At 36.8% G+C, this 25235-nt stretch carries 22 protein-coding genes; 3 read left to right on the top strand and 19 right to left on the bottom strand.

Annotation, left to right across the window (positions count from 1 at the left end; translation table 11 throughout):
* Nucleotides 1–60: 60 nt before the first annotated feature.
* The 15 genes from ABNS49_RS03535 to ABNS49_RS03465 form a co-directional block, all read right to left on the bottom strand.
* Complete coding sequence (locus ABNS49_RS03535) at nt 61–1275, bottom strand: Wadjet anti-phage system protein JetD domain-containing protein (RefSeq protein ID WP_135979978.1); 1215 nt, start codon at nt 1273–1275, stop codon at nt 61–63.
* Nucleotides 1268–4561 carry an SbcC/MukB-like Walker B domain-containing protein gene (locus ABNS49_RS03530; RefSeq protein ID WP_135979977.1) on the bottom strand — a complete coding sequence of 1098 codons (3294 nt, stop codon included), beginning with the start codon at nt 4559–4561 and terminating at the stop codon, nt 1268–1270. Before ABNS49_RS03530 ends, ABNS49_RS03535 begins: the two co-directional genes overlap by 8 nt.
* On the bottom strand, nt 4558–5187 hold the full coding sequence (locus tag ABNS49_RS03525; protein WP_289116183.1) for a DUF4194 domain-containing protein: 630 nt from the start codon (nt 5185–5187) through the stop codon (nt 4558–4560). Before ABNS49_RS03525 ends, ABNS49_RS03530 begins: the two co-directional genes overlap by 4 nt.
* Nucleotides 5187–6584 carry a Wadjet anti-phage system protein JetA family protein gene (locus tag ABNS49_RS03520; RefSeq protein WP_348687916.1) on the bottom strand — a complete coding sequence of 466 codons (1398 nt, stop codon included), beginning with the start codon at nt 6582–6584 and terminating at the stop codon, nt 5187–5189. Before ABNS49_RS03520 ends, ABNS49_RS03525 begins: the two co-directional genes overlap by 1 nt.
* A 548-nt stretch (nt 6585–7132) precedes the next feature.
* The gene (locus tag ABNS49_RS03515; protein WP_168353557.1) at nt 7133–7309 is read right to left on the bottom strand and encodes a hypothetical protein; all 177 of its coding nucleotides are present in this window, start codon (nt 7307–7309) and stop codon (nt 7133–7135) included.
* Nucleotides 7310–7484: 175 nt separating this feature from the next.
* Entirely contained in the window at nt 7485–8441 is a 957-nt protein-coding gene (locus tag ABNS49_RS03510; RefSeq protein ID WP_135979974.1) for a hypothetical protein, read from the bottom strand.
* Nucleotides 8441–8620 (bottom strand): hypothetical protein, encoded by a 180-nt coding sequence (locus ABNS49_RS03505; RefSeq protein WP_135979973.1) that lies wholly within the window; start codon nt 8618–8620, stop codon nt 8441–8443. The genes ABNS49_RS03510 and ABNS49_RS03505 overlap by 1 nt, the downstream gene beginning before the upstream one ends.
* Nucleotides 8613–9416: a TIGR04255 family protein gene (locus ABNS49_RS03500; RefSeq protein WP_135979972.1), complete on the bottom strand. Its 804-nt coding sequence runs from the start codon at nt 9414–9416 to the stop codon at nt 8613–8615. The genes ABNS49_RS03505 and ABNS49_RS03500 overlap by 8 nt, the downstream gene beginning before the upstream one ends.
* A 292-nt stretch (nt 9417–9708) precedes the next feature.
* The gene (locus ABNS49_RS03495) at nt 9709–10068 is read right to left on the bottom strand and encodes a hypothetical protein (RefSeq protein WP_135979971.1); all 360 of its coding nucleotides are present in this window, start codon (nt 10066–10068) and stop codon (nt 9709–9711) included.
* Nucleotides 10065–11684, bottom strand: coding sequence for a DEAD/DEAH box helicase (locus ABNS49_RS03490; protein WP_135979970.1), 1620 nt, complete (start codon nt 11682–11684; stop codon nt 10065–10067). The genes ABNS49_RS03495 and ABNS49_RS03490 overlap by 4 nt, the downstream gene beginning before the upstream one ends.
* Nucleotides 11639–12478 (bottom strand): hypothetical protein, encoded by an 840-nt coding sequence (locus ABNS49_RS03485; RefSeq protein WP_348687913.1) that lies wholly within the window; start codon nt 12476–12478, stop codon nt 11639–11641. Before ABNS49_RS03485 ends, ABNS49_RS03490 begins: the two co-directional genes overlap by 46 nt.
* 147 nt (nt 12479–12625) lie before the next feature.
* Nucleotides 12626–13993 carry an AAA family ATPase gene (locus tag ABNS49_RS03480; protein WP_289116187.1) on the bottom strand — a complete coding sequence of 456 codons (1368 nt, stop codon included), beginning with the start codon at nt 13991–13993 and terminating at the stop codon, nt 12626–12628.
* 364 nt (nt 13994–14357) lie between these two features.
* The gene (locus ABNS49_RS03475; protein WP_168353674.1) at nt 14358–15218 is read right to left on the bottom strand and encodes an IS3 family transposase; all 861 of its coding nucleotides are present in this window, start codon (nt 15216–15218) and stop codon (nt 14358–14360) included.
* Nucleotides 15219–15244: 26 nt separating this feature from the next.
* Nucleotides 15245–15544 carry a transposase gene (locus ABNS49_RS03470; RefSeq protein WP_277820874.1) on the bottom strand — a complete coding sequence of 100 codons (300 nt, stop codon included), beginning with the start codon at nt 15542–15544 and terminating at the stop codon, nt 15245–15247.
* A 213-nt stretch (nt 15545–15757) separates the two neighbouring features.
* Nucleotides 15758–16237 carry a transposase family protein gene (locus ABNS49_RS03465; protein WP_289108592.1) on the bottom strand — a complete coding sequence of 160 codons (480 nt, stop codon included), beginning with the start codon at nt 16235–16237 and terminating at the stop codon, nt 15758–15760.
* A 583-nt stretch (nt 16238–16820) separates the two neighbouring features.
* Here ABNS49_RS03465 and ABNS49_RS03460 point away from each other — a divergent pair.
* Complete coding sequence (locus ABNS49_RS03460) at nt 16821–17699, top strand: hypothetical protein (RefSeq protein ID WP_290092443.1); 879 nt, start codon at nt 16821–16823, stop codon at nt 17697–17699.
* Between the two features lie 142 nt (nt 17700–17841).
* On the opposite strand, the gene ABNS49_RS03455 is transcribed toward ABNS49_RS03460, so the two are convergent.
* Entirely contained in the window at nt 17842–18615 is a 774-nt protein-coding gene (locus ABNS49_RS03455) for an IS66 family transposase (RefSeq protein WP_289108590.1), read from the bottom strand.
* 326 nt (nt 18616–18941) lie between these two features.
* Here ABNS49_RS03455 and ABNS49_RS03450 point away from each other — a divergent pair, with 326 nt between their 5' ends.
* Both ABNS49_RS03450 and ABNS49_RS03445 read left to right on the top strand, forming a co-directional pair.
* Entirely contained in the window at nt 18942–20198 is a 1257-nt protein-coding gene (locus ABNS49_RS03450) for an IS110 family transposase (RefSeq protein WP_348687910.1), read from the top strand.
* Between the two features lie 336 nt (nt 20199–20534).
* A complete protein-coding gene (locus ABNS49_RS03445; protein ID WP_348687908.1) occupies nt 20535–21791 on the top strand; it encodes an IS110 family transposase in 1257 nt (418 codons plus the stop codon).
* A gap of 292 nt (nt 21792–22083) precedes the next feature.
* On the opposite strand, the gene ABNS49_RS03440 is transcribed toward ABNS49_RS03445, so the two are convergent.
* From ABNS49_RS03440 to ABNS49_RS03430, 3 genes are all read right to left on the bottom strand, one after another.
* Complete coding sequence (locus ABNS49_RS03440; protein ID WP_290092551.1) at nt 22084–22980, bottom strand: hypothetical protein; 897 nt, start codon at nt 22978–22980, stop codon at nt 22084–22086.
* Nucleotides 22973–23458: a type II toxin-antitoxin system antitoxin SocA domain-containing protein gene (locus tag ABNS49_RS03435; protein WP_289108599.1), complete on the bottom strand. Its 486-nt coding sequence runs from the start codon at nt 23456–23458 to the stop codon at nt 22973–22975. Before ABNS49_RS03435 ends, ABNS49_RS03440 begins: the two co-directional genes overlap by 8 nt.
* Before the next feature lie 233 nt (nt 23459–23691).
* Complete coding sequence (locus ABNS49_RS03430; RefSeq protein ID WP_289114131.1) at nt 23692–25230, bottom strand: phospho-sugar mutase; 1539 nt, start codon at nt 25228–25230, stop codon at nt 23692–23694.
* Nucleotides 25231–25235: the final 5 nt, after the last annotated feature.

Raw genomic sequence — 25235 nt, 5'->3', positions numbered from 1 at the left:
TTACGGCACAATTAATGAATATGATTAGCATAGTCTTGCTAGGCTGAATTCCTTTATTTTTTATAGATTTGAAATATTCAAACTAATTATTTCCTGTTCCAGCTTCACATTGTGGTCCAGCATATAATGAATACACTCACCATAAATAAGATCCTCTTTTAAAGTACATAGCCTCTTTTGATCTTGTTCAGTCAAAGGCTGTAAACAATTAGAATAAGTCGGATTTCTCAAATCATTTTTATTCATATGGAAAAGCTGAAAATTTATTCCAGTTTGTTCGCACAATTTTTTATGAATCCAGAAACCACCTGCATCAATATCACCAAAGTGACTATATATTTTATCTGGATTATCTTTGAAAAGTTTTTTAATGAATGCGATTTGCGCTTTTGTAGCAAATCCTCCCAAATACATATAACAATATGGATGGTTCATTCGCAAAAAGGACGTTTTATTTTCAATGGTCATAACCTCTTCACACCTTACTGAAATAAAGCTTACTTTTTCTATATCTTGAATAGAAAACGAAACACCACCTGAAAAACACTCAACATCAATTTCTTTACCGTACATTTCGATCGTCATCGGCCCTTTCAAACAAATTTCCTGCTCTGTGTCATATATGTTAAAACGTTTTAATAAATTTTCATCGTCAAATCTTTCTTCATCGATAAAGGACAAATATTGGGAGAGTACTCCATTCACTTGGAATTTTCTTTTATTTTCAAAATATTTTGAATCTCCAAAAATCAGCATTGACGCTTCTCTTAAATACAAAAATTTTTCATTCGTCTCCAAAAAAGATAAGATTTTTAAAATATCCTCCTCTTTTTCAAGATCAATTTGCATCAAGGTGTTTTTCAATGCCTCAGTAAGTTCAGAAATATAAAAATCAACGATTTTTCCTCTATTTTTATATTTTTTTAAAATATTTTGCAGTTCATTGATTATAAAAGATCTAGGGATAATTCCATATTTTTCCGTACCATATTCTTCCAATAAAGGCACTGACTCTTCGACTAAATAAATCTTTTCATAGTCATCACTATGCTCTATTTTACTCACAGTGATAAATCCTTTTGATTCCAAGGCGAAAATAGCTTGATTAACAAAATTTTTCTCTTCAAGATCCACATTGTACTTTGAATAATTCTTTAATATTCTATTCGTTGAGATACTAATTCTCTGTTTTATTTTCCGGTTTTTATACTTCTTTAACCGTCCATATTGTTTTTTCAATAACTGTTCGATGATATTTTTTTCATATTTATTCATTAAATTCAACCCATCCGACCGTCATATTGCTTTTACTAATTTTCTTGATTGGAATCACAGCGGCGCATTCTTTCCCAATCGAATCCAGTTTATTAGGTGGAGCGCAAAAAATAACCTGGAAACTTTGGGATTTAAAGAAATTAAGCATAATCTTTATATTTTTATCACTCATCTTCTCGAATGGCTCATCAATAAAAACCATTCGAGTCGAATTTTGGCGTGCATTATAAATCATAGCCAACGCAGCCGAAAGAATGATTGTATACGGAATCTGGGTCCCGGCACCCGAATTATACCCTGCCAGTTTTGACAATCGCCCGTTTTTGATTTCTTCATTGTTGACGATTACTTCATATTCCATATAATTTCGATAGTCGGAAAAATCAACCAGTTCATTGTTGTGCTCTTTCGCAACAATTTTATTAATGATTTTTTTTATTTCCTCTTCCTGCTTTATTGCCTCCTTTTCGTCAAAGTCATTCATCCCTTCAAGTGTTCCCTGTAAATTGCCAATTTGATTGTTTTTTTTCAAATATTCCGCATAATCAAGAATTTTTGCATAGTCCGTCGTTCCTGAAACGTTTCGCACATCAAATTGATAAGTAGTAGAAAACTGCAATTTTCTTAACTGTCTATTAATTTCTTTTATATCAGCATGGGCATCTTCGATATTTGTCTTTATTTTTAAAACAAATTCGTTTTTAAAAATATTTTCATATTGTTTGGTTCGAATTGCTAATTTTTGTTTGATGTCTTCGAAATCATCTACTTGCAGTCTATTTTTCCTTTTTCGATAAACCTCTTCGCTTTGAAAATCAACCGGTAACTCCTCTTCCTGATATTTTCCCATATTATAGTTCGACTGCTTTTGGATAATATCTTTTTCACAACTGCTTTTTTCTCTTTCGGCTCTCTCTCGAGAACTCGGAACTAACACATCGCCGGATTCCCGTTCTTTTGCTAAAAATAAATCATACTCTTTTTTTGCCTCGCGAAATTCACTTAAATAATCTATTGAAAACGCATCAATTCGCCCGTTCTTTTCTTCAATTGATTTTGTGAGTTGCTCAATTCCTATTTTTAATGAGTCATTTTTTTGTTCTAACTGAATTTTTCTTTTTTTGTTTTTCTCAATGCTCTGGTTCAATATAACGAGACTCGATTCAATTTCCGCTATTCGTTCAACCAGCGCCATATATTCATTGTTGTTCTTTAACGCATCTTCAAGTTTTTGAATACTCGCTTTGCATATCTCGATTTGCTCCTGTTTCTCTTTCATTTTCACTGGCGCTTCAAAATCATATTGTTTATTTAAAGCTTGAAACATATTGTCAATCGCCATTTTTCTTCTTTGCTGTAAATAAATATTTTCCCTAATTCGCACTTCTTCCTCTTCTAATTCTTTCTTTTCCTTTAACGCTCTTTCTTTATTAAGAAGCACTGCATCTTCTCCAAGACAATATGAACCAATCTTATTAAAATTTAAAAAAGAAACTGCCATATTTCGGCTAATCTTTCCTTCTTTGGAAATCGCATTTTCATGCACAGAAACTTTTTTCTTTTCTACGGCATGGATTCTTCCTAACCAGTAAGCAAAATATGTATGTGCAATTTTGTTTTTGATCACCAATTTGTTCAGCAAAGAGTCTTCGACAATTTTTGGTTCCTTTCGGCTTAACAATTTCGTATTCACTAATTCGACATATTTATAGCGTGAACGATCCATCACTTGATCCGCAATATCGAAATATTCCGGTTCCACCAATACGCTATAGCGATGCCAGCCCAAAAACGTTTCGATTGAATTTCGCCATTCTTCATCCTTTAATTCCACTACATACGCACTGGAAAACTTTGCTTCACTCTGGATTCCCAGAGATTTGAATTTATTATTAATTTCATTAAGCAATCCATATTGATTAGGTACTTTTGAATAATCCGGAAGATTTCGTTCGCATGTTTTGATTACTTGATCAACCACAATTTTTTCCTCTTCCATCTGCTTTAAAGACCCTTTTAAACGATTTATTTCTACTGCATTCTGCTCAAATAAATGTTTAACAGTCTCCCTCAAAGAGTCCACTTCTTTTCTTGCCGCAGAAGGATCATCCAGGTCGGATACATTCAATGGCTTCATTGCAAGTTTGATTGTTTCCATAAATTGTTTTATTTGTTTGAATAAAATCTTTATCTCTTTTTCTTTTTCAGATAATTCTTTCATTTCATTACCAAGTATATCCAATTTTTCCTTTTCTTCCCGAATCGCTTTTGTCGCATCCATTTGATCATAATGCTGCAACGCTTTCCTCAACTCCTTATCTTTTTTCTCTTTCTCCAATAATTCTTGGTCTATACGTTTTGCTAACATTTCAATTTCGCGACAATGCTCTTTCATCTCTTTGATACTATTCTCTTTTTCTTTCTGGTTCGCCAAAAGATCTTTGTAAACCCTTTTAATGTCATCTTTTGTTAATCGAGAGCAGATTCGTTTATAGTCATCAAACGCTTTTAAAATCGCATCCAATTCTCTAATTTCTTTTTCAAGGATAGTAAAGGACTTCGTGATTTCTTCAATGCTTTCTTTCGCTTCTTTTAATTTGTTTATATTAATCTTTTTCTCTTCAAGCACGGATTCCTTAATGAACTGCTGAATCTTGGCTTCCGGATTGTATGTCATAATGTTTTTCAATTTTCGCCGGTATTTCATAATGCCATCATTTTGCAGTTTTAATCCGGTCATAGCCATGAATTTCTCAATGCCATCTTTCTTGTTGTTCATTATTTTTGCTTGATTTTTAATGCCGAATTCTTTTGCATTTAAAACAAATTTTTTTCCTTCCGATTCACGAAAAAATGAAAGATCTTCTAGTCTTTTTCCATCTTGTGCATACCAAAAATTATTTACATTATCACTTGAATCTGTTTCAAGTATCACACCCAAGACAAAATATGTATCATAAAGGGTATTATGATATTCTAATGCAATATGGGTATATACGCTTGGGTGAGAATCACTTGATCGCGCGTATTTTTTATTGTCTGGATCAATTAGGCATCTGGTATAAGAAGACAATGTTCTTCGCCCAGTTCCGACTCTAGTCGCCGACGTTGCTTTATTAAATTCTGTGTCACCTGTAAATGCGTATTTGATCGCATCAAGAATCGTTGATTTTCCGCATTCATTTTCGCCGGTAATCAGGGATAAACTTCTTCCAATAGGAATCGTTTTATCAACAAACCCATACCAGTTTATTAAATATACTTTTTTCAAAAGAATCTCATTCATTGCCTCTCCTCCTGCGAATCAAAAGTTTCTTCATTATGGTTTAACTGTGGTGCCATTTCATTTACTATTTGAATAAACTGGTTCTTATCCATAGCAAACTGCAAAGTTGGATACAAATGAATAATGGTATTTTCTTTAAAATCCGTATCCGTATAATATATTAAACTAAAACGTTTAAATCTCTGGAGTGCAGTTTTCAATTCAGTTAAAGACCCCATAATTATTCCATACTGTTTTTGCCGGTCGATAATATCCCCGAACTCGACGTATACTTTCTCGAATTTTCCAAATCTTTCCAAAAACAACATCCATAAAATAATTAAAACCAGCACTTCTTTGTTCGAAAAATTCACATGATTGATTTTCTTTAATCCTGCTGTCTCCATATCCTCTTCGTTTTGGATAAGCATCGCATACTTTAATTCTTCATCAACAACAAGATCATATCCGATTATTTTTAAATAATTCGACATATCGATCCTGTTTGAAGAATAAGTTAAATAATCATAAAGTACAGGGTCTTTTTCAGAAACAATAAACGTAGAGTCCAGAAGTTTCCTGACACATTTTTTAAAATTCAATAAATTTTCATCCTTTAGATGATCCAAAAAATCAAAATTTCCCATTATTTTTTCCTCTTTACTTTCATATTTGTAATTATTCCTACAGGAGTTTTATGAGTTCCATCTTCAGTTTCAACAATGAAGCCAAAATTCTCGTCACCTGAATAGATAAAAGCAGAAACAAACATCAAAGCTTCTTCTTTGCTTTTAGTCATTCCGCTTTTTACATATGGCATACCACTGACTTTGAATAAATTAGCAAAATAACGCTCTGTTCTTTCCACTGAATAAGGATTAATCGAAGACTTCATCAATTCATTTGTAATTCTCATTTTTTCCTCCTCACTCAAATCCTTCGTTTCAACAACAGCAGATCCCTCATTCAACCGACGATGTTTTTTGTGTTGATACGATTTTCGGGATATATATTTTTGGGATTCGATTTGGATGCATCCATTCAGCTTTTCTAAAATTATCTGTTGTTCTTCCTTATTGGACTCTTTGACAACCATAAGAATCTGATCCATTAAAGATTGGATATTTTGCCCATTGCTCGTAACCAGACGCAATCGAAGATTGGCTAATCGAAAATACTTGTTTATACTTTCGTCAATTCTTTCCATATACTCAGGATATTCAACTGTAATATAGAAATATATTTCATCAATATATTTTGTAAGCTGTTCCTCTGCTTCCTCTTCTTCCACGTCCATTCGTACACTGTATTCCTGAATCGCTTTTTTGAACAACGTATCATGTTTAAACACGCTTAATTGCTGGGCAACATCTCTTAATATTGCTGGAATAAGGCCATTGTTTTTCATATAAAAATAATCTTTAAAAAATTTTTCGAGAAACTGGTCACTGAGTAAGTAGTGACCTATTCCCGACAAATCATTAATTTCTGTGATTCGGCTCATAATGATGGATATGCTGTCTTTTAAATCCAGAACTTCATTTTTCAATTCAGCTTCGTTTTCCATTAATGGAACAAGGATAGAAGAATATGGCCTGTCTTTTCTCACCGAGTTAGTACTGTATGCACTTTTTAAAATTTCATCCATGGAAAGAATCCGATTCGAAATGGCTGCATCATTTTTTCGATTCATGAGACTGTTCAGAAAATCAATCAATCTTCTACAGTTCGCAGCAATATTTGTTATATATTCTCCATTTCTTCCAAGTTCCGGTTCTGTTAGCCAGCTACATTCCTGAAACTTTCGAATAATTTTATCCGCATCCCCTTCATCAAAGTTACTATCTAAATCCTCGTTTTCGACGCGATATGTTTTATTTCTTAAAAAAATTTCTAGTGTATCCTTTACGTTGTCTTTATATAAAACAGGCATTTTTTTTGAATATTCAATAAGTTCTGTAATACATTCGAAATATACTTTCTTATTTGGTCCAATTAAAGGATTAAAAAACTTCTCATTACCCAGCGTTTCAAATAAATCCATTATATTTGATCTCCCTCTCTATCGGTTTCATTCCTATTAATTTCATTTTATAAAAAAAACGCATGAAATTAAATATAAAATTTCTTTAATTTCTATCTTATTGGAAAAAAATTTGAAATATTTAATACCTTAATATCCATGAGTTTTACAACATATCTTCTATACAATATTTTTATACGATGCCTAATTAAAAACGATAACTTAAACTGTTTGATTCATAAATGCTTTGTTTTTCAAGAGGAAATAAAAAAGGCAGACAACTTCATTCCGTCATCTGACCGTTTCTTAGAACCATAAAATTTCTTGGGAAACCCCTAAAGATTTTGGTTACCCAAAAACCACCAGTTTAGCCAGTGGATATTTAGTATGGATTTCTCTTTGTATTTATTTTTTCGAGATAGTCTTGCATGGCGGATTGAGAGGACTCTTTCAGCGTACCGGGTGGACCTAGTTAATGGAATGCTCAATCCGTAGCATCGCAATCTCGACTTCTTATATGCTATTATTCAGTTCGTCTATCAACCACGATAAAGGAAATAACTCTATTTCTATTTTGTTTTCCGACATTTTAAAACCCTTTCCATCGACCTTTTGAAGTCCCTGTTCGTGCGCACAGGATAAGGGTTAGGAATTCGTTCAGCCGGTGTACTGATGATTTTTTGAATTCGTATCGCATCTTCAAAATTCTTCAAAACAAATCTTTCCTCAAAACTCGTTGTCTTCATAATTGATTCCTCCTTTCAATTAAACTAGAGCTTAATCAAATAGTTTATTCATGAACTCTTCTAAACTTGCCGGCTTTTGTTCTGTTTCCACAGTTTTTCTCGACATTCAAGATGCACAAGGGCCAGCGCATAGCTCAAAAATCTTTCCAATCTGCACAAAAGAATGGCAGTCCATTTATTTAATTTGCATAGCATTTCCATACATTTGAACTTCCTTAGTGCTCTTTAACAAATTATATTTAACCTTTACCATTCCATATCCTTCTTGATTTTCTTCGCTCCTCATTGATTGTGTCAAATATACTTCGGCCGAGATATTTTCATAACAATCAATAATTTCTTTTTCCGGTAATTTTGAATTACCACATATATAAGACGTACAAACCGAAATATCTATATCAGAAAATAAATCCAGCGCTTTATTCGCAGTTTTCGATCCATGGTGAGGAATCTTCAATAAATCAATATCTTTTATGAAAATAGGCGGAAGTTGTGACCAGGCATTATTCTCTATATCTCCCGTAAAAACAAGATATTTGTTTCCGAGAACAAGCACAAAACCAATAGAATTGAGATTATTATCAATTCTATTCAAAAACTGATTAGCCCTTAAAGAATGAGATGGAGGAGCGAATGAATTAATTTTTAATTGAAATTCTTGAGTTTGATAAATGAATTTCGGTTTAGGCCAGTGATAAAATAAAACATTTTTACCATCAGAAACACTCATGACTCTATATTTTTCTGCGGATTGCACCACTTGTTCTCGAAGATAGCTAAATAGTTTTATTACTTCCTTTGAAAACTTCTGCGGTGAAAGTTCCACTCCTTCAGGAATCAAAATAAGAGTATCTTCATTTGAATAATTTTTAATTATATCTTTCATTCCCTTGGAATGATCACCGTGAGGATGAGACCAGCAAATAATATCTATCCATTGAATACGCTTTTTCACAAGAATTTCTTGAATGAGATTTTTATCTTTACAATGGTAACTGTCAATCAACACACAAAAGACTGCCCTTCCATCTACTTCAACAACAATCAAAATGGCCTCACCCTGATTTTTATATCCAATAATATATACCTCTAAATAAAATTCATTTTGGATAAAGTATGGAAATGACTGCATTATTTTCCTTTATATACTTCAATAATTCTTGAATAAACAGGCTTCTCTACTTTTACATACGGATCTTTCACAACCATTTTTGGAGACGAACGCTTGAAACTATGCACTGCTCCTTCTCCAGAAGAATGGGTTTTACCATGAACACGCAATGGTTTAAAATTTTCATTTTTTTTATACATTCTTATTCACCCCTAATATATCCTCATCTTTGAATTCCTCTTCAGAAAGTTTTCTAATAAAATTATCACTTAAAGATTGGGTATAGATATTAAAAATCAACGAATTCATAATTTTTAAGTATGACTTATCGACTTTTGATTTATCAAACTCTTCCGCCTCTTTAAATACGTCAATATCCAATAAATATTGATTCCATGGTTCCAACATATCGTTATTTGTGATTGTTCCCTTTACAAGGGAAGCAGTATATTGAACTTGAAATTCATTTTTAAATAATTTACTGCTGTTTTGAATTTCCTGAAAATCATCATCAAAGATACTTAAAATAGATGGATTGATATACTCTTTTAAATCAGTCCCCTCTTTAATAAGACAGATATTCGTTTTTCTCAATCCTATTCTGTGAAATTTAACGAATCTTTCCTCACTTAACTTACAAATAACAGAAGTAATTAAATCAATATAATGTTCAAACGTTGTTTCATTCGCGGAAATATCTATATCAAAAATAATATAATTTTTTGAAATTTTAAAAACCTTATTATTCGGACTAGAAAATTCATATACTGTAGTATTTTTCACTTCTGTTTTATTATCTACTCCATTGAACATATTGACATTAACAGAAATATCTTGTTCGATTTTTTCTTTTAACGTTGTATACCCTCGGTTATATAAATTGTTTTTTAAATCAGTGATTTTCTTTTCCACATCCATATCCAATAAGCCAGAATAATCCAGTCTGAAGATCAATTCTTTCAAAAAATTATTCTTTAAATTTAGTCCCTTATCCATTATGATTCACCCATCTCTTATATTTGGTATATTATAGCATATCGGAACGCTTAAATTAAAGGCATAGATTGGCTCCATTTCCTCTTGCAACAAATTCAACGACAATATATTTTCTTCTTCGTTCTTTTTTATTCGTCATTTTTAAACGAATCACCTCGCCTAAACTTACGTTCTGCCGAGGTTTTCAGTCCGAAACTACCGTGCCTATCCATAAGATATCTTTACTGGCTTATCTCCTTCGATTATCACAAAGAATGTCTTATTTCATTAAATCCAAGAAAAGAAGGCACAATCAAAACAATTTCATTTGTAAAGTATCCTCTTCTACCATTCCAGAAACCAATTCATCCGCAATTCTCGAATCCACGATTCGCATCACTCGACCTTCTTCCGCATCTTCTCCAATCAAATTGATGTTCCCGTACCAAACGATTTTTCGATCGATGACCGCGAATTGTTCATACAAATTTTTTCTAAAAATCAGCTTGCCGTTTTCCCGTTCCAAATTAGAATTATCGTTGCTTTCATTTGTAAAAATATAAATTCGAGATCCATGATTTTCCATTTCTTCAAATAATAATTTATATTCCTTGAATGTTTTCCATGATATGTTTGAACAACAAACCACAACTTCTCGTCTTGCCTGGTTCAAGTCTTTCTGAAACACCTCTTTGTAGTTTTTCTCATCGTAAATGCATTGTGTGGCATGCGTGAGACAATCACGTTTTCTTTCCCCGCATAATCACGATTCAGTCTCCCTACATATTGCTCCACATTCACATCGTTTTTGAAAGGGGTTGTTAAAAACAAAGCATCCAGTCGAGGATAATTGAATCCTTCGCCAATATATTTGTCAATCGCAATCAAAATCAACGATTCATTTTCACGAACTTCCTTCATCTTCCTTCGGATTTCACTTCTTTCTCGCGGTGTTTTGCCCCCTTGTAAGAGAAACATTTGATCCGATACGCCTTCCAATCGCCGATATAAATATTGAGCATGCCTTCTGGACCGTGAAAGAACCAATGGCGTCCGCCCTTTTTTAACTGCTTCCTGAATATCCTTGACAATCAAATCGTTTCGTCTAACGTTTTCGATTGCCATTTGATACGCTTCCTGGATCTTTATCTCTTTCTCATTCACCAAACGAAGCGATGTAAATCTTGGGACAACCAGGTGCTGGATCCCTTGTTGCATGGCGCGATCTCTGGCACTGAAACGATAACGAATCGGTCCAAAATACATAAATATTTTCGGCTCCTGCCCATCTTCCCGTTTTGGCGTAGCGCTAAAACCATAACGATAACGTGCCGGAACTTTCTGAATGACTTGCTCATAGGTTTTTGACGGAATATGATGGCATTCATCCATAATGACCATTCCATATTGATGTAAAAATGGGTGCTCACTTTCCTTTTTTGAAACCGATGAAATCAAAGCCACGTCTATTTTTCCGGCGCATGTATCCTTTCCCGCATAAAGAACCCCAATATGACTTTTTCGAACCTTTTTTCGACCCGTAGGCGTCTTATATTCAGGGAGCGGCTCGTCCCAGGAAAGAAATCGTTCCAGCTCTTCAACCCATCCATTCAATATTTCTGTTGTATGGACCAAAATCAAAGTGCTTTTCTTGATTTGCGCAATCAGACTGGCGCCAACCACGGTCTTCCCGAAAGCTGTCGATGCCGATAAAATTCCATAGTTATGTTTTCGCAAAGAATCCACTGCCTGTTGCTGCCGGGGATATAAGTTCCCTTTCCATTGAACTCGTAATGGATATCCTATTGCCGTCTGATCTTCAATTTCATATTCAATCGAAGCCTGGTTCAATTTTCCAATAAGATTTTCTTCCAGTCCGCGAGGAATCGCGATATACCGTTCAAAATTGTCATAGCAAGCGATAATTCGCGAAAGTCCATGTGTCGAATATCCCATTCGCTGTGTTTTATAAAATTCAGAATTGGAAAACGAAGCAAGACGGCGAATTTGATTAAGGAGTCTTGGTTTTAAATTTGTGGTTTCCACATACAATTGATTCGCACGGACCAGTTTGACCGTTCCGCTTACATCTTCTTGAGCAAAAATCAAAGATGATGTATTCCACGGTTTCTCTTCTTCCAACGCACAGATAGAACCATCAAATAACGGTCCTAGCAGATCGTTATAATCCCATTTCTGAATGCAGTCATCTATCAATTCTTCTGAGATTTTTTGCGTATGTTTTAACGCTCGCCATTGATTCGGATATGGATTCCAATGTTCATCCACGAAAGCGCTGTTTCCGTTTTCAACGCTCGTCCCTGAAGCGGCAACGCGACTAAATTACCGATCTTCCCTTTTTCCAGCCAATCCTGAGCAGAAATCATCCGATCATACGAGGCAAATGATTTCAGCTCGATCGATTCCGATCCTTTTGTCAATAAAAGCGTTCCGAACTTTCTGGCTTTAACGGCTTGAATCGGGTGCTTGAAAAACAGCCAGACATGCGCTCCATTCCCGGAACGGGATCGTTCCACAAGGCATGGAACATGCAACTCTTGACACATCTTTCGCAGCCCATCCACTTCCACCATCCATTGATTTCCAAGCATTTCGTGATCATCAAAATCAAAAACCAGGAAATTACACCGCCCGTCCGGGAGCAATGGATAAATTCCAATCACGTCGGAACCATCTTCCTTTTCCCCCTTTAAATGCGCCATAAGAACCGGTCCTGTCATCGAAAGATATTGCCTGTTATCGCACTTCTGGCATGAAATCGACATTCCCTGTTTGCGCGGACAATAGCCATCTTTCCAAAAATTCGCGCATTGCGGATAATAACCAGCCTTGCCCGTCTTTGAATTCGGCTTTCCAGACCGTTTTGCGTACACATCGCTTCTTCCACGAAACATGGAATAGAAAAAGCGCACATGCACTTCTGTGATTTTTTCGTCATGAATAAAAGGCAATGGATCAAATTCAATTTGATATTTTTCCAAAAGCGATTTCAAATACTCGTTTTCTTTTTCCAGCCGTTCAACCTTTTCTTCCAGACCTTCTTGATACAATGAACTATTCATATTTTTATTATAGCGTAAAGAATGAATACAATCAGCACCACGGACACGTCTTTTCCTCCTTGCTCGGTTCAATTATGCGTCAACTTCTCGCGATTTTTATACACCTACTAAAAAAGGAGACCCTTGATTTTCATGTTCTGGGGTCTCTCAATGATTGGAGTGGTGAAGGTTTTGTTCTGGAATAATATCGAAATCTCCATCAAAATAAGCTTTTTCTAATTTTTTATCTGATCGTGGTGCAAATTTGGATAAATTTACTAAATTTGATTCTCCATCCGATTGCTTTATCGTAAACCACACCTCATCTCTTCTCAATAAATTAAAATCTAAAAGCTTAGTTTCATGAGAAGTAACAATTAACTGAATATTCTTATTCTGGGCTAATTCTAAAAATTTACTTATAAATTTATATGAAATGCTTGGATGAAGAAAAAGATCGAGTTCATCTACAACATAAACACGGTCATTATCTTTATCCAAAAGAATGTCAAATAAATCCAGCATTTTTAATGTTCCATCTGACTCCTCGGAAACCCCAAATAAAGCATTATTTCCTTGATGGATAAATTTTATAGTTTTATATATTACTTCCCCTTCGTTATACCCAATAATATAATATGAGTTCTTATGACTCTTTCTTCCTCTTAACAATCCTAATTTTGAAAAGTTTTGTTTTGTTTTATTTCTTATTTCAAACTCTCTTTCTATTTTGTTTAAAAATTGCTTCGGTATATTTTCAATGATTTCATCTTTAGAAACATCAATAAATTTATAACTATCTATTCCAAAATCAAACCATCTAAGTAATTCAATCAATTCTTGGCTACTATCTGCTTCCATAAAATAACTAAGCGAATTAAAACTATATTCTGGAAAATTAATTATAAGCTTTGTTTGAAACCAATCAAAGATTTTTTTGAACAATATAATTTCACTTTTTTCATTATTTTTATATAAATGAGTCTTATTTTGATTCATTATACTTAAAAACAAAATCTTATCATCATCTTTTATGTCTTCCCCATAAACATTTAACCTCTCTATTATTTTCTCATTTTTAAAATATTTTTCCGAAAACTTTATCTCGTTTTTATCTAACGATCTATTAAATATAGCCTTTTTATCTCCTTTTTTATTAATAATGTATAACCATTCAGATTTAATTTGATTTGTAGCTAAATAGATTTCATACCCATATTCATAAATCTCTTCATCCACTAATATTTCTACATTAAATAAGCTTTCTTTATTTCTGAACCTTTCATCTAATTTAAAATAATTATATTTCGTTTTACTTTCTTCATTTAGAAGTCTTTCCTTCATAAAGTCTAAAGCATACACTAAATTAGATTTTCCAGAACCATTTGAACCAAAAATACTTGCAAATTTTAAATACTTATTTTTTCCGTACTTATATACCCTTTGGTTTTTCACTCTACTTTTTTGAGCCTTTAAATCTAATTTTTGTTTTTCTTTAAATGATAGAAAATTTGAAAATTCAAACTCTAGCAACATATTTCTATATTTCTCCTTCTATTCCCATTATAATTATTATCAAAAAAGAGAAAAAAATCAATAAAAACGAGTTTTTCGTTTTATTTGGCTTAACATATCATTAAAAAGTGAACATAAGTAGTTCTACTGCATATCTAGTTCGATAATGCCACTTTCCGATAAAATTTTCTCAGCTGTTTAAGTAGTCCAGACTCGAAAAATTTCTTCCGCTTCCTCTCTTGACACCGGGTCCCTTTTTCCCCTGAACCCCTTTCTTTGCCATCATCCAATTTCTTGATCGTATACATTGGGTTCGATGGCCTCCCTAGCTTATCAGGGGAAAGCCCGCTGTAAAGAGTGCTTCAGAATTTTTTCTCTTTTCACGCTACTTCTTACGTTCTTGCTTGTGCCATTCCATTTCATAGTCATTGGGCGATTGGTATTCGCAATGACTGTGGATCCGGATCGTGTTGTACCAGCCTTCGATGTATTCCCACACGAGACGGGACGCATGCCGATAGTTTTGGATCTCGCATCGTCCTAGCCATTCTCGCTTGATCAATGAATGAAACGACTCGATACACGCGTTGTCGTACGGCGTGCCTTTTTGCGAATAACTCCGCTTCATCCCCCTGGTCATTTGTTGATACAATTCGCATGTATAGTGGATCCCGCGGTCTGTATGGATGATGAGCGGCTGGTCGATGTGACGTACAGTTTTCGCCATTTCGATGCATTCCAGCACTTCGGTCACTTCCAACGTTTTTGACAATTTCCACGCGATGATCTTCCGGGAATAGAGATCCATGACGCATGTCAGATACACGAATCCGGACAATCTCGTTCGGATGTAGGTGATGTCGCTACACCATACCGCATTCGGCTTTTCTGGTGAGAATTGTCTCTGCAATTCGTTTTTCAACTCGGTATGGAAACAGCTGTCCACGGTTGTTTTTACGCCTTTTTTGACCCATTGAGCCTGTATGTCCATCTCGCGCATATACAGCCCGACAGTACGCGGTGAGATCACGATCCCTTGTTTTTCGAGAACTTTTGCAATCTTGGGTGCTCCATAGTTCTGGTGACTCTCTTCATAAATATCTTTGATCTGTTTTTTCACTTCTTCTTTATGAAGCGCCTGTTGGCTTGGTTCTCTTTTTAGAAAATCGTAATACCCGGAGGTGGAGAGCTTTAAAAGATGCAGCACTCTGGACACGGAGAAGCGAACTCCGGCGTTGTGTTCCAGTGTGACAAGTTCATAGATGACTTGTGTTAATTTCCCAGAATGCTGATGGCTTTTTTTAGGATTTTCAAAGCCTCCTGCGTGTCACGCAATTCTCTTTGAAGCCGTATGTTTTCTTTTTCGGCTTCTGAAGAATAATGACCGGATCCTACAAATGGAACTTCGTGGTTTGGGTTGGCTTTGGCTTCGCGTTTCCAACGGGCCAAGGTGCTTTTTCCGACTTCCAAATGATCGGCGCATTGCTGGACGGTCATGTCAGGATGCGCGTAGACATAATCCACCGCGTTCTGTTTAAATTCGGCTGTAAATTGTTTTTTCTTGTTTGCCATAGATCTTTGCTTCCTTTCGTAGAAAACTATATGACCACTTTCGGGAATCTGCTTTTCTCCAACGATTACGAAGTGCATCCGTCGATCAAGAAAGCATTTGGAAAGAAGTACGCCAAGCTGCTGTTGTTGGTAAAACATCGCCTCCAAGATTGAGGCGATATTAAAATCGGATTGAAAATAGTTTGACGATTGCGATCAATCTAATGTGACCCGCTACACGATATGCGAGAAAAGGTTGCGGATAGATTCCCGATTGATCTGGAGTCCAAACTGCCTGAAAAGAAGCGAAAGGGCCGTATCGCTGAAAAAGATGGACAACGCAAAAAGCGCAATGTTCAAAGAATCGCTGCGATGCTGATAGGCTTTGAAACCCGGCGTTTCCAAAGTGAACGTGTAGTGCGAACAATGTGGATTTGCACACTTGAAACGTCGCTGACGGATATGGAGAAAAACAGAAAAGCCATGGATCGGAAAAAGCTGGCAAGTACGTCGTTCCCATCCATTCGTGCGAGTTGCCTCTTCTCCACAATAAGGACATACAGGATGGACTGATTTTTTTTGACATTTGAATAAATGGAGTGAGTTGCTCTCTTTGTCGAAATAAGATTTCTGGTCTGGATCGTCCATCAAATCATGGCCAAACAAAAAATCATCGACGGAAAAAACCGGCATAACCGATTGAGATTTAGACATAAAGACGCCTCCTAAGCTACCTGATCCTATTGGACTTCACAATCCGGACCAAAGAAAGGAAGATGCACAAAAAAAACGGAAGGATCATAAATCTTCCTTCCGTTCAATGGATTCTGTAACAAACTTCTTGTAAGAGCCAAAAGAGTTGCAACGCTCTAGTAATTTCTAAAAATCGCTGATTCGTTCTAGAACTTCGATATCATTTAACTTAATGACATCGGCTTGAATAACCGTGATTATTTATGGACTTCTCCTCCGTATTTAATTTTCTAATAAGATGGACTTCCATAGCAAATTAAGTGAACTTTTCCAGCTTACAGGGTGGATACAAATTAGCGGAATACTTACAGGCGCCACTTTCAGTACCTGTTCCTCTCTTTCAGCAATAGGGGATCTGTTGTATTGATATTTACATTTAAATCGATTTTTTCATTATCCTTCAAAAGATTTCACTTTTTAAACCAAAAAAAGAAATTTTAACTCGTATTTTCCGATTAAACAGTTGACTGGTGAGAAAAAATATGGTAAAAATAAATCGAATAAAACGTTTTATCTCACACAAAAAGAAAGGATAACTTTATTGATGCATATTAACGATTTTTATAACCTTCCAGATAATTCTGAGCATTTTAACATTAATTTGGAGAAAGACACAAAAGCATTTATTGATCCTCATAAAATTCGATGTGGAAACTCCCAACGGACATTATTATATGAGGATAAAATAAATGATTTTATGGAAACACTCGTCTCTCTACTGAAAAATGATAAATATGAAGAAGCAATCCAATTATGCAATTCCCTTAGCGAGTGTAACTTTATTCATTTAGGATATTGTAAATCTAATCCCCAAGGAAAGGGGTTAGGGACAATAACCGGGAAAGAATTATGCGATAGTATCATCGACTCAGAGGCTTTTTCCGAGGATCTATTAACTCATTTAGAAGATTTTACCATTTTTATAAAGCAAATTGGATCAGATCGGATTTCGGATATTTGTGCCAGAATTATCCTCTTTGATTTAGTTGATTTTACAAAAGAGACTCTAGATGAATATAAAGTAGACACTGGTTTTTATTGGGAAAATACCGAATTAGTTTCTTGGGATTTAACAAGCCATCAATTTATAAAAAAGAAATGTAAAATCCCAGTTTGTGAGAATAATAAATCGCCCTTTATATTAACGCCAAAAGAAATAATATCTGAGGAACATGTAACTTATAATGGACTAGCTGATTTTGTTCGCCATGGAATTTTAGCATATTACATCAATAATTATCGGAATTTTCCAGAAATCCTTGAATTAGCACCAAAAAACAAACACGGCGAAGTTATACATCCTTCAAAAAAAGCAATCGAAGAAAAAAAAGGCGGTGTTAATCAAATATTCGATGAGTTTTTCGAATTTTCTGATGATTTAAAAAGAGAGATAATAAATTTATATAAAAAAATCAAAAAGTAAGATAAGCGGGAAATACAACCGCGTCTAGAAAAGGGCATTCGCCTGTGAGAACCTCCTCCCACAGATGAACGCCCTGTTTTATTTGCTTCATCCGCATTGCTCTTTGACTTCGCCATTCCACGGCATCACTTGATCCAGAATCTCATTGGTCTGCTGGTCGAGCTTTCCGTTCAGTTTTTCCAATATGTAGTGTATGTATTGATACGGTACGAGCACGTTCGCTTTCGCGCAGCATCCTTTCTTTTTCCCATTCTTTTTTCGTCCGTTTTTGAAGCTTCGCTTCGATATGGAAGATCTTCGCCATTTGTACCAGCATCCGGTACGCGATCGATTCTTCCGCTGCTTCTCTTAGTCCTTCCAACGCGTCCACGAAATACCTTCGCGCATGCGCCCAGCATAGCGCTCTTTGGTCGTAGTCCGCCTGATTGTATCCCGCGTAATCGTCGGTGATCAGGATGCCGGTGAACCCGCTTAGAAAGCTGGCTGCATATTTTCTTCCACGTCCTGGCGTGTAGTCGAACAATCGGACCGGATGTTCGCTTTCCATCATCGAGCTGTATACCCATATGTACGACTTGCTCGTATCCTTTCTTCCTTCTTCGCCTTTGACCTGGATCGTCGTCTCGTCGCAGTGGATGTACTCCTCTTTCAAGAAATGGTCTTTCATTCTCTCGAACAACGGCTCGAAATAATGTTCGGACGCGAGCATCATCCAGTTCGACATCGTCCTTCGGCTGATCGGCAGCTTCCAGTGGTTCCACTCTTTTTCCAACCGATAATATGGAACGCCTTTGACGTACCTCTCGTTGGCGATGTACGCGATGGTCTGCGCGCCGGCATACGAGCTGGGGATCAGAGCACCTGGCGCTTTCGTTTTATAAAGAACGCCTTCCCCGTCTTTTGTACGGACAGGCATAGGTTTCCTAGAAAGATAGACTTCCGTAAAAGAAGAAGTCTTTGTTTTCGTCGTTGTGTTCAATTCATTTATAATAAATCTCCATACTCCGAGGTGTACCACACGGAATGTAACTTTAGACAAAAATCTATTGTTTCATTCCTTTTTTCTTTATACTGGAATTAGCGGAAGAGGTCGTCTCTTTTTTGAGCTCCGAACTCGTAAAAAAAATTGATTGAGGGACGGTTGAACGCACCACCATCTGTTGATCGCTTCGTCGAAAAAACGTATAAAAAAATGATCTACGCAGCCGTTCCGACCGCTTTATTTGAAAAGGAGTTTTGTTTATGGAAAATCTTTATGCGGTTTGTTGTGGTATTGATGTTCACAAGAAATTGATCGTCGCCTGTCTTCGTCAGGAGCAGAACACCCAGATCAAGGAATTCGGTGCTTCCACTCGTGAACTTCTCTCTTTGGCGGATTGGCTCTTGGAAAATCATTGTCAAGCCGTCGCTATGGAAAGCACCGGTTCTTACTGGAAACCTTTATACAATGTCCTTGAATCTTTCGACTTGAACCCGATTGTTGTCAATGCTCAGCATATGCGCAATGTTCCCGGTCGAAAGACGGATATCAAAGACGCGGAATGGATTTCCGATCTTCTTTGTCATGGCTTATTGATTCCCAGCTTTATTCCCAATCGCTCCCAACGCGAACTTCGCGAGCTTGTCAGCTACAGGAAAAGTCTGGTAAAAACCCAATCCGCCGAATTGAACCGGCTCCAAAAAATGCTGGAAGGCGGAAATATCAAGTTGTCCGGTACAGTATCCAATATCAATGGAAAAAGCGCGAGAAATCTTTTGGATCTCATTCTGGAAGGCGAAAAATTCGATGAAGCTGTTTATGACCAGATGATCAAAGACAGAAAGATTTCAAGAAGATTAAAAGCGAGCAAAACAAAGTTGATCGAGGATATGAATGGCGTGCTGAGTCCGGTTCAAATCAAAATGATCCGGGAACTGCGCAAGCATATTGATGAATTGGAAAAGCATATTCGAGAACTGGATCAGGATATCAACGACGCCATGAGCGATCCGGAGAAAGAAGCGGCCAAACGATTAACGCAGATTCCGGGAATCGGAGAAGACAGCGCGAAAATCATCATATCTGTGATTGGTGTCGATATGAGTCGGTTTCCCACGGATCGCCACATTTGTTCATGGGCGGGAATCAGCCCGGGAAACAAAGAATCGGCAAAGAAAAAACTGAGCGCTCGAACGACAAAAGGAAACAAACTGCTAAGGAGTACTCTGGTGGTTTGCGCGCATTCTGCCGTAATGAAAAAAGAAAGCTATTTTTCCTCTCTATACAACCGGATCGCGGCACATCGCGGAAAAAAGAGAGCGATCGTGGCAGTGGGACATTCAATTTTGAAGATTGCATATCATATGCTGAAAAACGGAGAATCATACAAGGAATTGGGAAGCAATTATTATCAAACAAAGACAAAGGAAAGTAAGATCAAAAGTTATTTGACAAAACTAGAAAACCTGGGCATAGAGATTCCAGTGGAGTATAAGAATCAGGCACTTCAAATGTCTTGATGGAAGAGATACAAATTAACGCTTTTTTTCAAAATAGGGTTTTTATGCGCTTTTTTTACCAAAACCAAGGAATAAGTTACATAAAAAATCTCCATACTCCGAGGTGTACCACACGGAATGTAACTTTAGACAAAAATCTATTGTTTCATTCCTTTTTTCTTTATACTGGAATTAGCGGAAGAGGTCGTCTCTTTTTTGAGCTCCGAACTCGTAAAAAAAATTGATTGAGGGACGGTTGAACGCACCACCATCTGTTGATCGCTTCGTCGAAAAAACGTATAAAAAAATGATCTACGCAGCCGTTCCGACCGCTTTATTTGAAAAGGAGTTTTGTTTATGGAAAATCTTTATGCGGTTTGTTGTGGTATTGATGTTCACAAGAAATTGATCGTCGCCTGTCTTCGTCAGGAGCAGAACACCCAGATCAAGGAATTCGGTGCTTCCACTCGTGAACTTCTCTCTTTGGCGGATTGGCTCTTGGAAAATCATTGTCAAGCCGTCGCTATGGAAAGCACCGGTTCTTACTGGAAACCTTTATACAATGTCCTTGAATCTTTCGACTTGAACCCGATTGTTGTCAATGCTCAGCATATGCGCAATGTTCCCGGTCGAAAGACGGATATCAAAGACGCGGAATGGATTTCCGATCTTCTTTGTCATGGCTTATTGATTCCCAGCTTTATTCCCAATCGCTCCCAACGCGAACTTCGCGAGCTTGTCAGCTACAGGAAAAGTCTGGTAAAAACCCAATCCGCCGAATTGAACCGGCTCCAAAAAATGCTGGAAGGCGGAAATATCAAGTTGTCCGGTACAGTATCCAATATCAATGGAAAAAGCGCGAGAAATCTTTTGGATCTCATTCTGGAAGGCGAAAAATTCGATGAAGCTGTTTATGACCAGATGATCAAAGACAGAAAGATTTCAAGAAGATTAAAAGCGAGCAAAACAAAGTTGATCGAGGATATGAATGGCGTGCTGAGTCCGGTTCAAATCAAAATGATCCGGGAACTGCGCAAGCATATTGATGAATTGGAAAAGCATATTCGAGAACTGGATCAGGATATCAACGACGCCATGAGCGATCCGGAGAAAGAAGCGGCCAAACGATTAACGCAGATTCCGGGAATCGGAGAAGACAGCGCGAAAATCATCATATCTGTGATTGGTGTCGATATGAGTCGGTTTCCCACGGATCGCCACATTTGTTCATGGGCGGGAATCAGCCCGGGAAACAAAGAATCGGCAAAGAAAAAACTGAGCGCTCGAACGACAAAAGGAAACAAACTGCTAAGGAGTACTCTGGTGGTTTGCGCGCATTCTGCCGTAATGAAAAAAGAAAGCTATTTTTCCTCTCTATACAACCGGATCGCGGCACATCGCGGAAAAAAGAGAGCGATCGTGGCAGTGGGACATTCAATTTTGAAGATTGCATATCATATGCTGAAAAACGGAGAATCATACAAGGAATTGGGAAGCAATTATTATCAAACAAAGACAAAGGAAAGTAAGATCAAAAGTTATTTGACAAAACTAGAAAACCTGGGCATAGAGATTCCAGTGGAATATAGGAATCAGGCACTTCAAATGTCTTGATGGAAGAGATACAAATTAACGCTGTTTTTCAAAATAGGGTTTTTATGCGCTTTTTTATAGAAATCAAGGAATAAGTTACATAAAAAAAGACCTCCTATATCATCACTTAGGATACCGGAAGATTTGGAGGTCGAAAAGTTATTAATCGGTTTGTTTCTTACTTTTTATTCTATTACTCAGGCACTTGATTCCATAGATACAACCAAGAATCATCAAAACAAGAATCAACATCCCCAAAACACTTAATAACGCAATTGCAATTTTTGGAAATCTATTTCCTATTACCATTAAATCACCAACCAATATTATTGATTCCTAAAAAGTTTAAACAACCTGTTATAATTAGAGTAATAAACAAATATTTTTCAGCTTTTTGGGCAAATGTTTTCCCACTTTCACCTGATTCTTGATGTAACCCTGAGAGGTCGAAAACCATCATAATAAAATAGTAAATTGTTTCAATAATTACAACCCCAAACAAACTTCCTATACAAAGCAATAGCATTAATTTTTGAGGATTAATCTCTGAAAAGAGTCCGTTAATAAGATTAGTACCTCCAAACATTACGAATGCTATACCCACAAAAATTGCAACAATTCCTATTAGCTCCTTAGATAATTCTTTTGTTTTATTTTCAACTTTCTTAAAATGTTTATTTGCCTCCTTTATCTTTTTATTTAGTTTATTAATATCATTTTTGATTTTGTTTTCAACCGCTTCCTCTGCTCTATCAATTACTGTACTCTGTGCATTGGCTAATTCTACATGATCTCGTAACCTAAGCAATTCGTTGATTGTTTCATCTTTTACTTTTTCGTTAGTAGATGCATACTCAATCAAGCCATCAATCGTATGATACAAATTTTCATAAATTTCTCCACTAGAATTAAATATCATCAACGTGATTATCGGATACGGAATTCTTTTATGATTGAAAATAAATCTATCTATTTTATCTAAAATGTCATCGAACTCCTGTCCCTCATCACATTCCCGGCATTTTATCGGGTTAGAGATTTTTCCAGACTCATCTTTTTTACACTTACTTTCCAACAGTTTTTTTATTATTACATTGAATTCCTTATCTCGCTCTTCAGTTATTTTATTATCTGGAATAACTTTCTTTGATTTTTCAGAAGCTTTTCCAGACGTGGCATAGAGGCGTTTCAGCATCTCCTGCTCATTCATCTAATTTTCTCCGAAAAAAGGAACGCATTTCTTCGTTTGGAATCACATTCCGATGATATGGTTCGTAATTATCTTTCCAAGGATGTTGTCTATGAGTGATGTCCACTAATTCATAAGCAGATAATTTTGCTAAATCTTCAAGAATCACATTAATTACAGTTTCATGGCTTCCGACTTTAAAGGAAAAATCCCAGTCTTTGTTTATGAACTCTTGCGTATTAAAGTCATATTCCTCTATAGTCTTTATTTCTGGAATTGGTCCTGAACCATATTTACGAAATGAAGAATATACACTTGCTACAACAGGACCATATTGCCAACACTGGATATCCTCTTGAAAACAAGGTTCATCAAACATTATAAAAAATCCTCCTTGGATGAAATATAGTAACTTTTGCAATTTTAAATTGGTGATATCCATCCTCTTTTTATTACAATAATTCACTATATAAATCGCAATATCCTCCGCATGATACATCAAAATTCCTCCTTTTAGTTTTAGTATTATATACCATTTGATACACAATAAGTAGAAAAAGTGCTTATAAGGTATTTTTTATGGACAAAAAGGTATTCTTTTAAGGCGTAATATCCCGTATGAATACCTCTATTCATTTAAATTAATTCACCCTTGAATCCATCAAAGCCCACTATTTGTGCCCCTTTAATATTTTCCAGAGATTGTTTCCCACAAAGAATGGCATTTTGTCATTACGAAAATTTAAACAACTCCCCCAGCACCACATCCAACGGCCTCGTCATCCCCATAAACTCCTTCAACTCCTCCGAATTCAAAGAAAAATACAGTTTCAGCTTCGGCTCCGTACCCGACGGACGCACAATCAAGGAATCCTTGTCTTTCGAAACAAACTTCAAAATATCCGCCTTCGGCAAGCCGTTGACGCCATCCAAATAATCCAGTTTCTCCACCCAGTATGCATTCGGTTTTACATCGCGCAACATAGCCATATACGAAGCGATCTTCTTTTTTCCCTCTTCCCCTTCAAACGTATACGAAACTACCTTCTGTTCCCGGTATCCATACGTGTCATAGATTTCCTGCAAGCGATCCAACGGGTCTTTTCCAAGATTCTTATTGTATTGCACCAAATTCGAAAACAACAGCAACGCCCCGATCGAGTCCTTGTCCTTCACATACGAACCAACCAAATAGCCATAGTTCTCTTCCACGCCAAGGATAAACTCCTGCTCTTTTCCCTGCTCTGCCAGCAAATTGACCTGGTCTCCAATGTATTTGAATCCGTTCAAGACACTCACGACTTCCTGTCCATGGTCTTTGGCCAAGTCATCCAGCAAATCCGTCGTCACGATCGTTTTAAACACCTTGCCGCCTTCTTTTCCTGTCGCAAGCAAGTAGTCGTAAAGCAGCACGCCGATCTCGTTACCCGAAAGCAACGTATATCCCGAACCATTCCACAAGCCAACACCAAGCCGGTCTCCGTCCGGATCCGTTGCGAATACGACATCCGCTCCAATACGGGTTCCAAGCGCCATCACTTTTTCCATCGCCTTTTGTTCTTCCGGATTCGGCGAAGGACACGTTGGAAAGTCGCCATGCGGAACACATTGTTCCTCTTCCAGCACGACACGATCAAATCCGTTGCGTTCCAAAATCAGCCGGGCCGGCCGGGTGGACGCGCCATGCAACGCCGAAAAAGCAATCGTGATTGGCTCTTTCTTTTCAACCGGCATCACGGCGTTTTCCACCTGTTCCAAAAACGCGAACAACGCCGATTCCGGCACTTCGAACTCCAACTCTTTGTTCCCTTCAAGCAAAACATCCGAGTAGTCCAGCTTTAAAATTTCCTGCTGCACATACCGGGCCACTTCCGGCGTCAGCTGCACGCCCGAAGCGCCATACACCTTGTATCCGTTATACTCTTTCGAGTTGTGGGACGCCGTGATCATAATGCCCGCGTGGCATTTTAGATGTTCGATGGAATACGCCAATACGGGTGTCGGTACAAGTTCAGTAAATACGTAGGTTTTTATTCCATTGCTTGATAGCACTTTTTTACTCACTGAGGCAAAAAAATCGGAGTTTCTTCTCGAATCGTATCCGATAGAAACCCGAATTTCTTCCTCGCCATATTGTGATTTCAAATAATTTGCCAAAGCTTGGGTAATGATACCCACCGTCTTTTCATTCATCTGGTTGGGGCGGGGTCCCATTTTTTCACGAATCCCGCCCGTACCAAATTTTAATGAAGTTTTATACGCTCTCTCCATATCCA

Source organism: uncultured Dubosiella sp., assembly GCF_964018005.1.
Lineage (GTDB): Bacteria > Bacillota_I > Bacilli_A > Erysipelotrichales > Erysipelotrichaceae > Dubosiella > Dubosiella muris.
The sequence above is the reverse complement of the archived record's forward strand: the minus strand, read 5'-3'. Positions and strand labels throughout refer to the sequence as shown.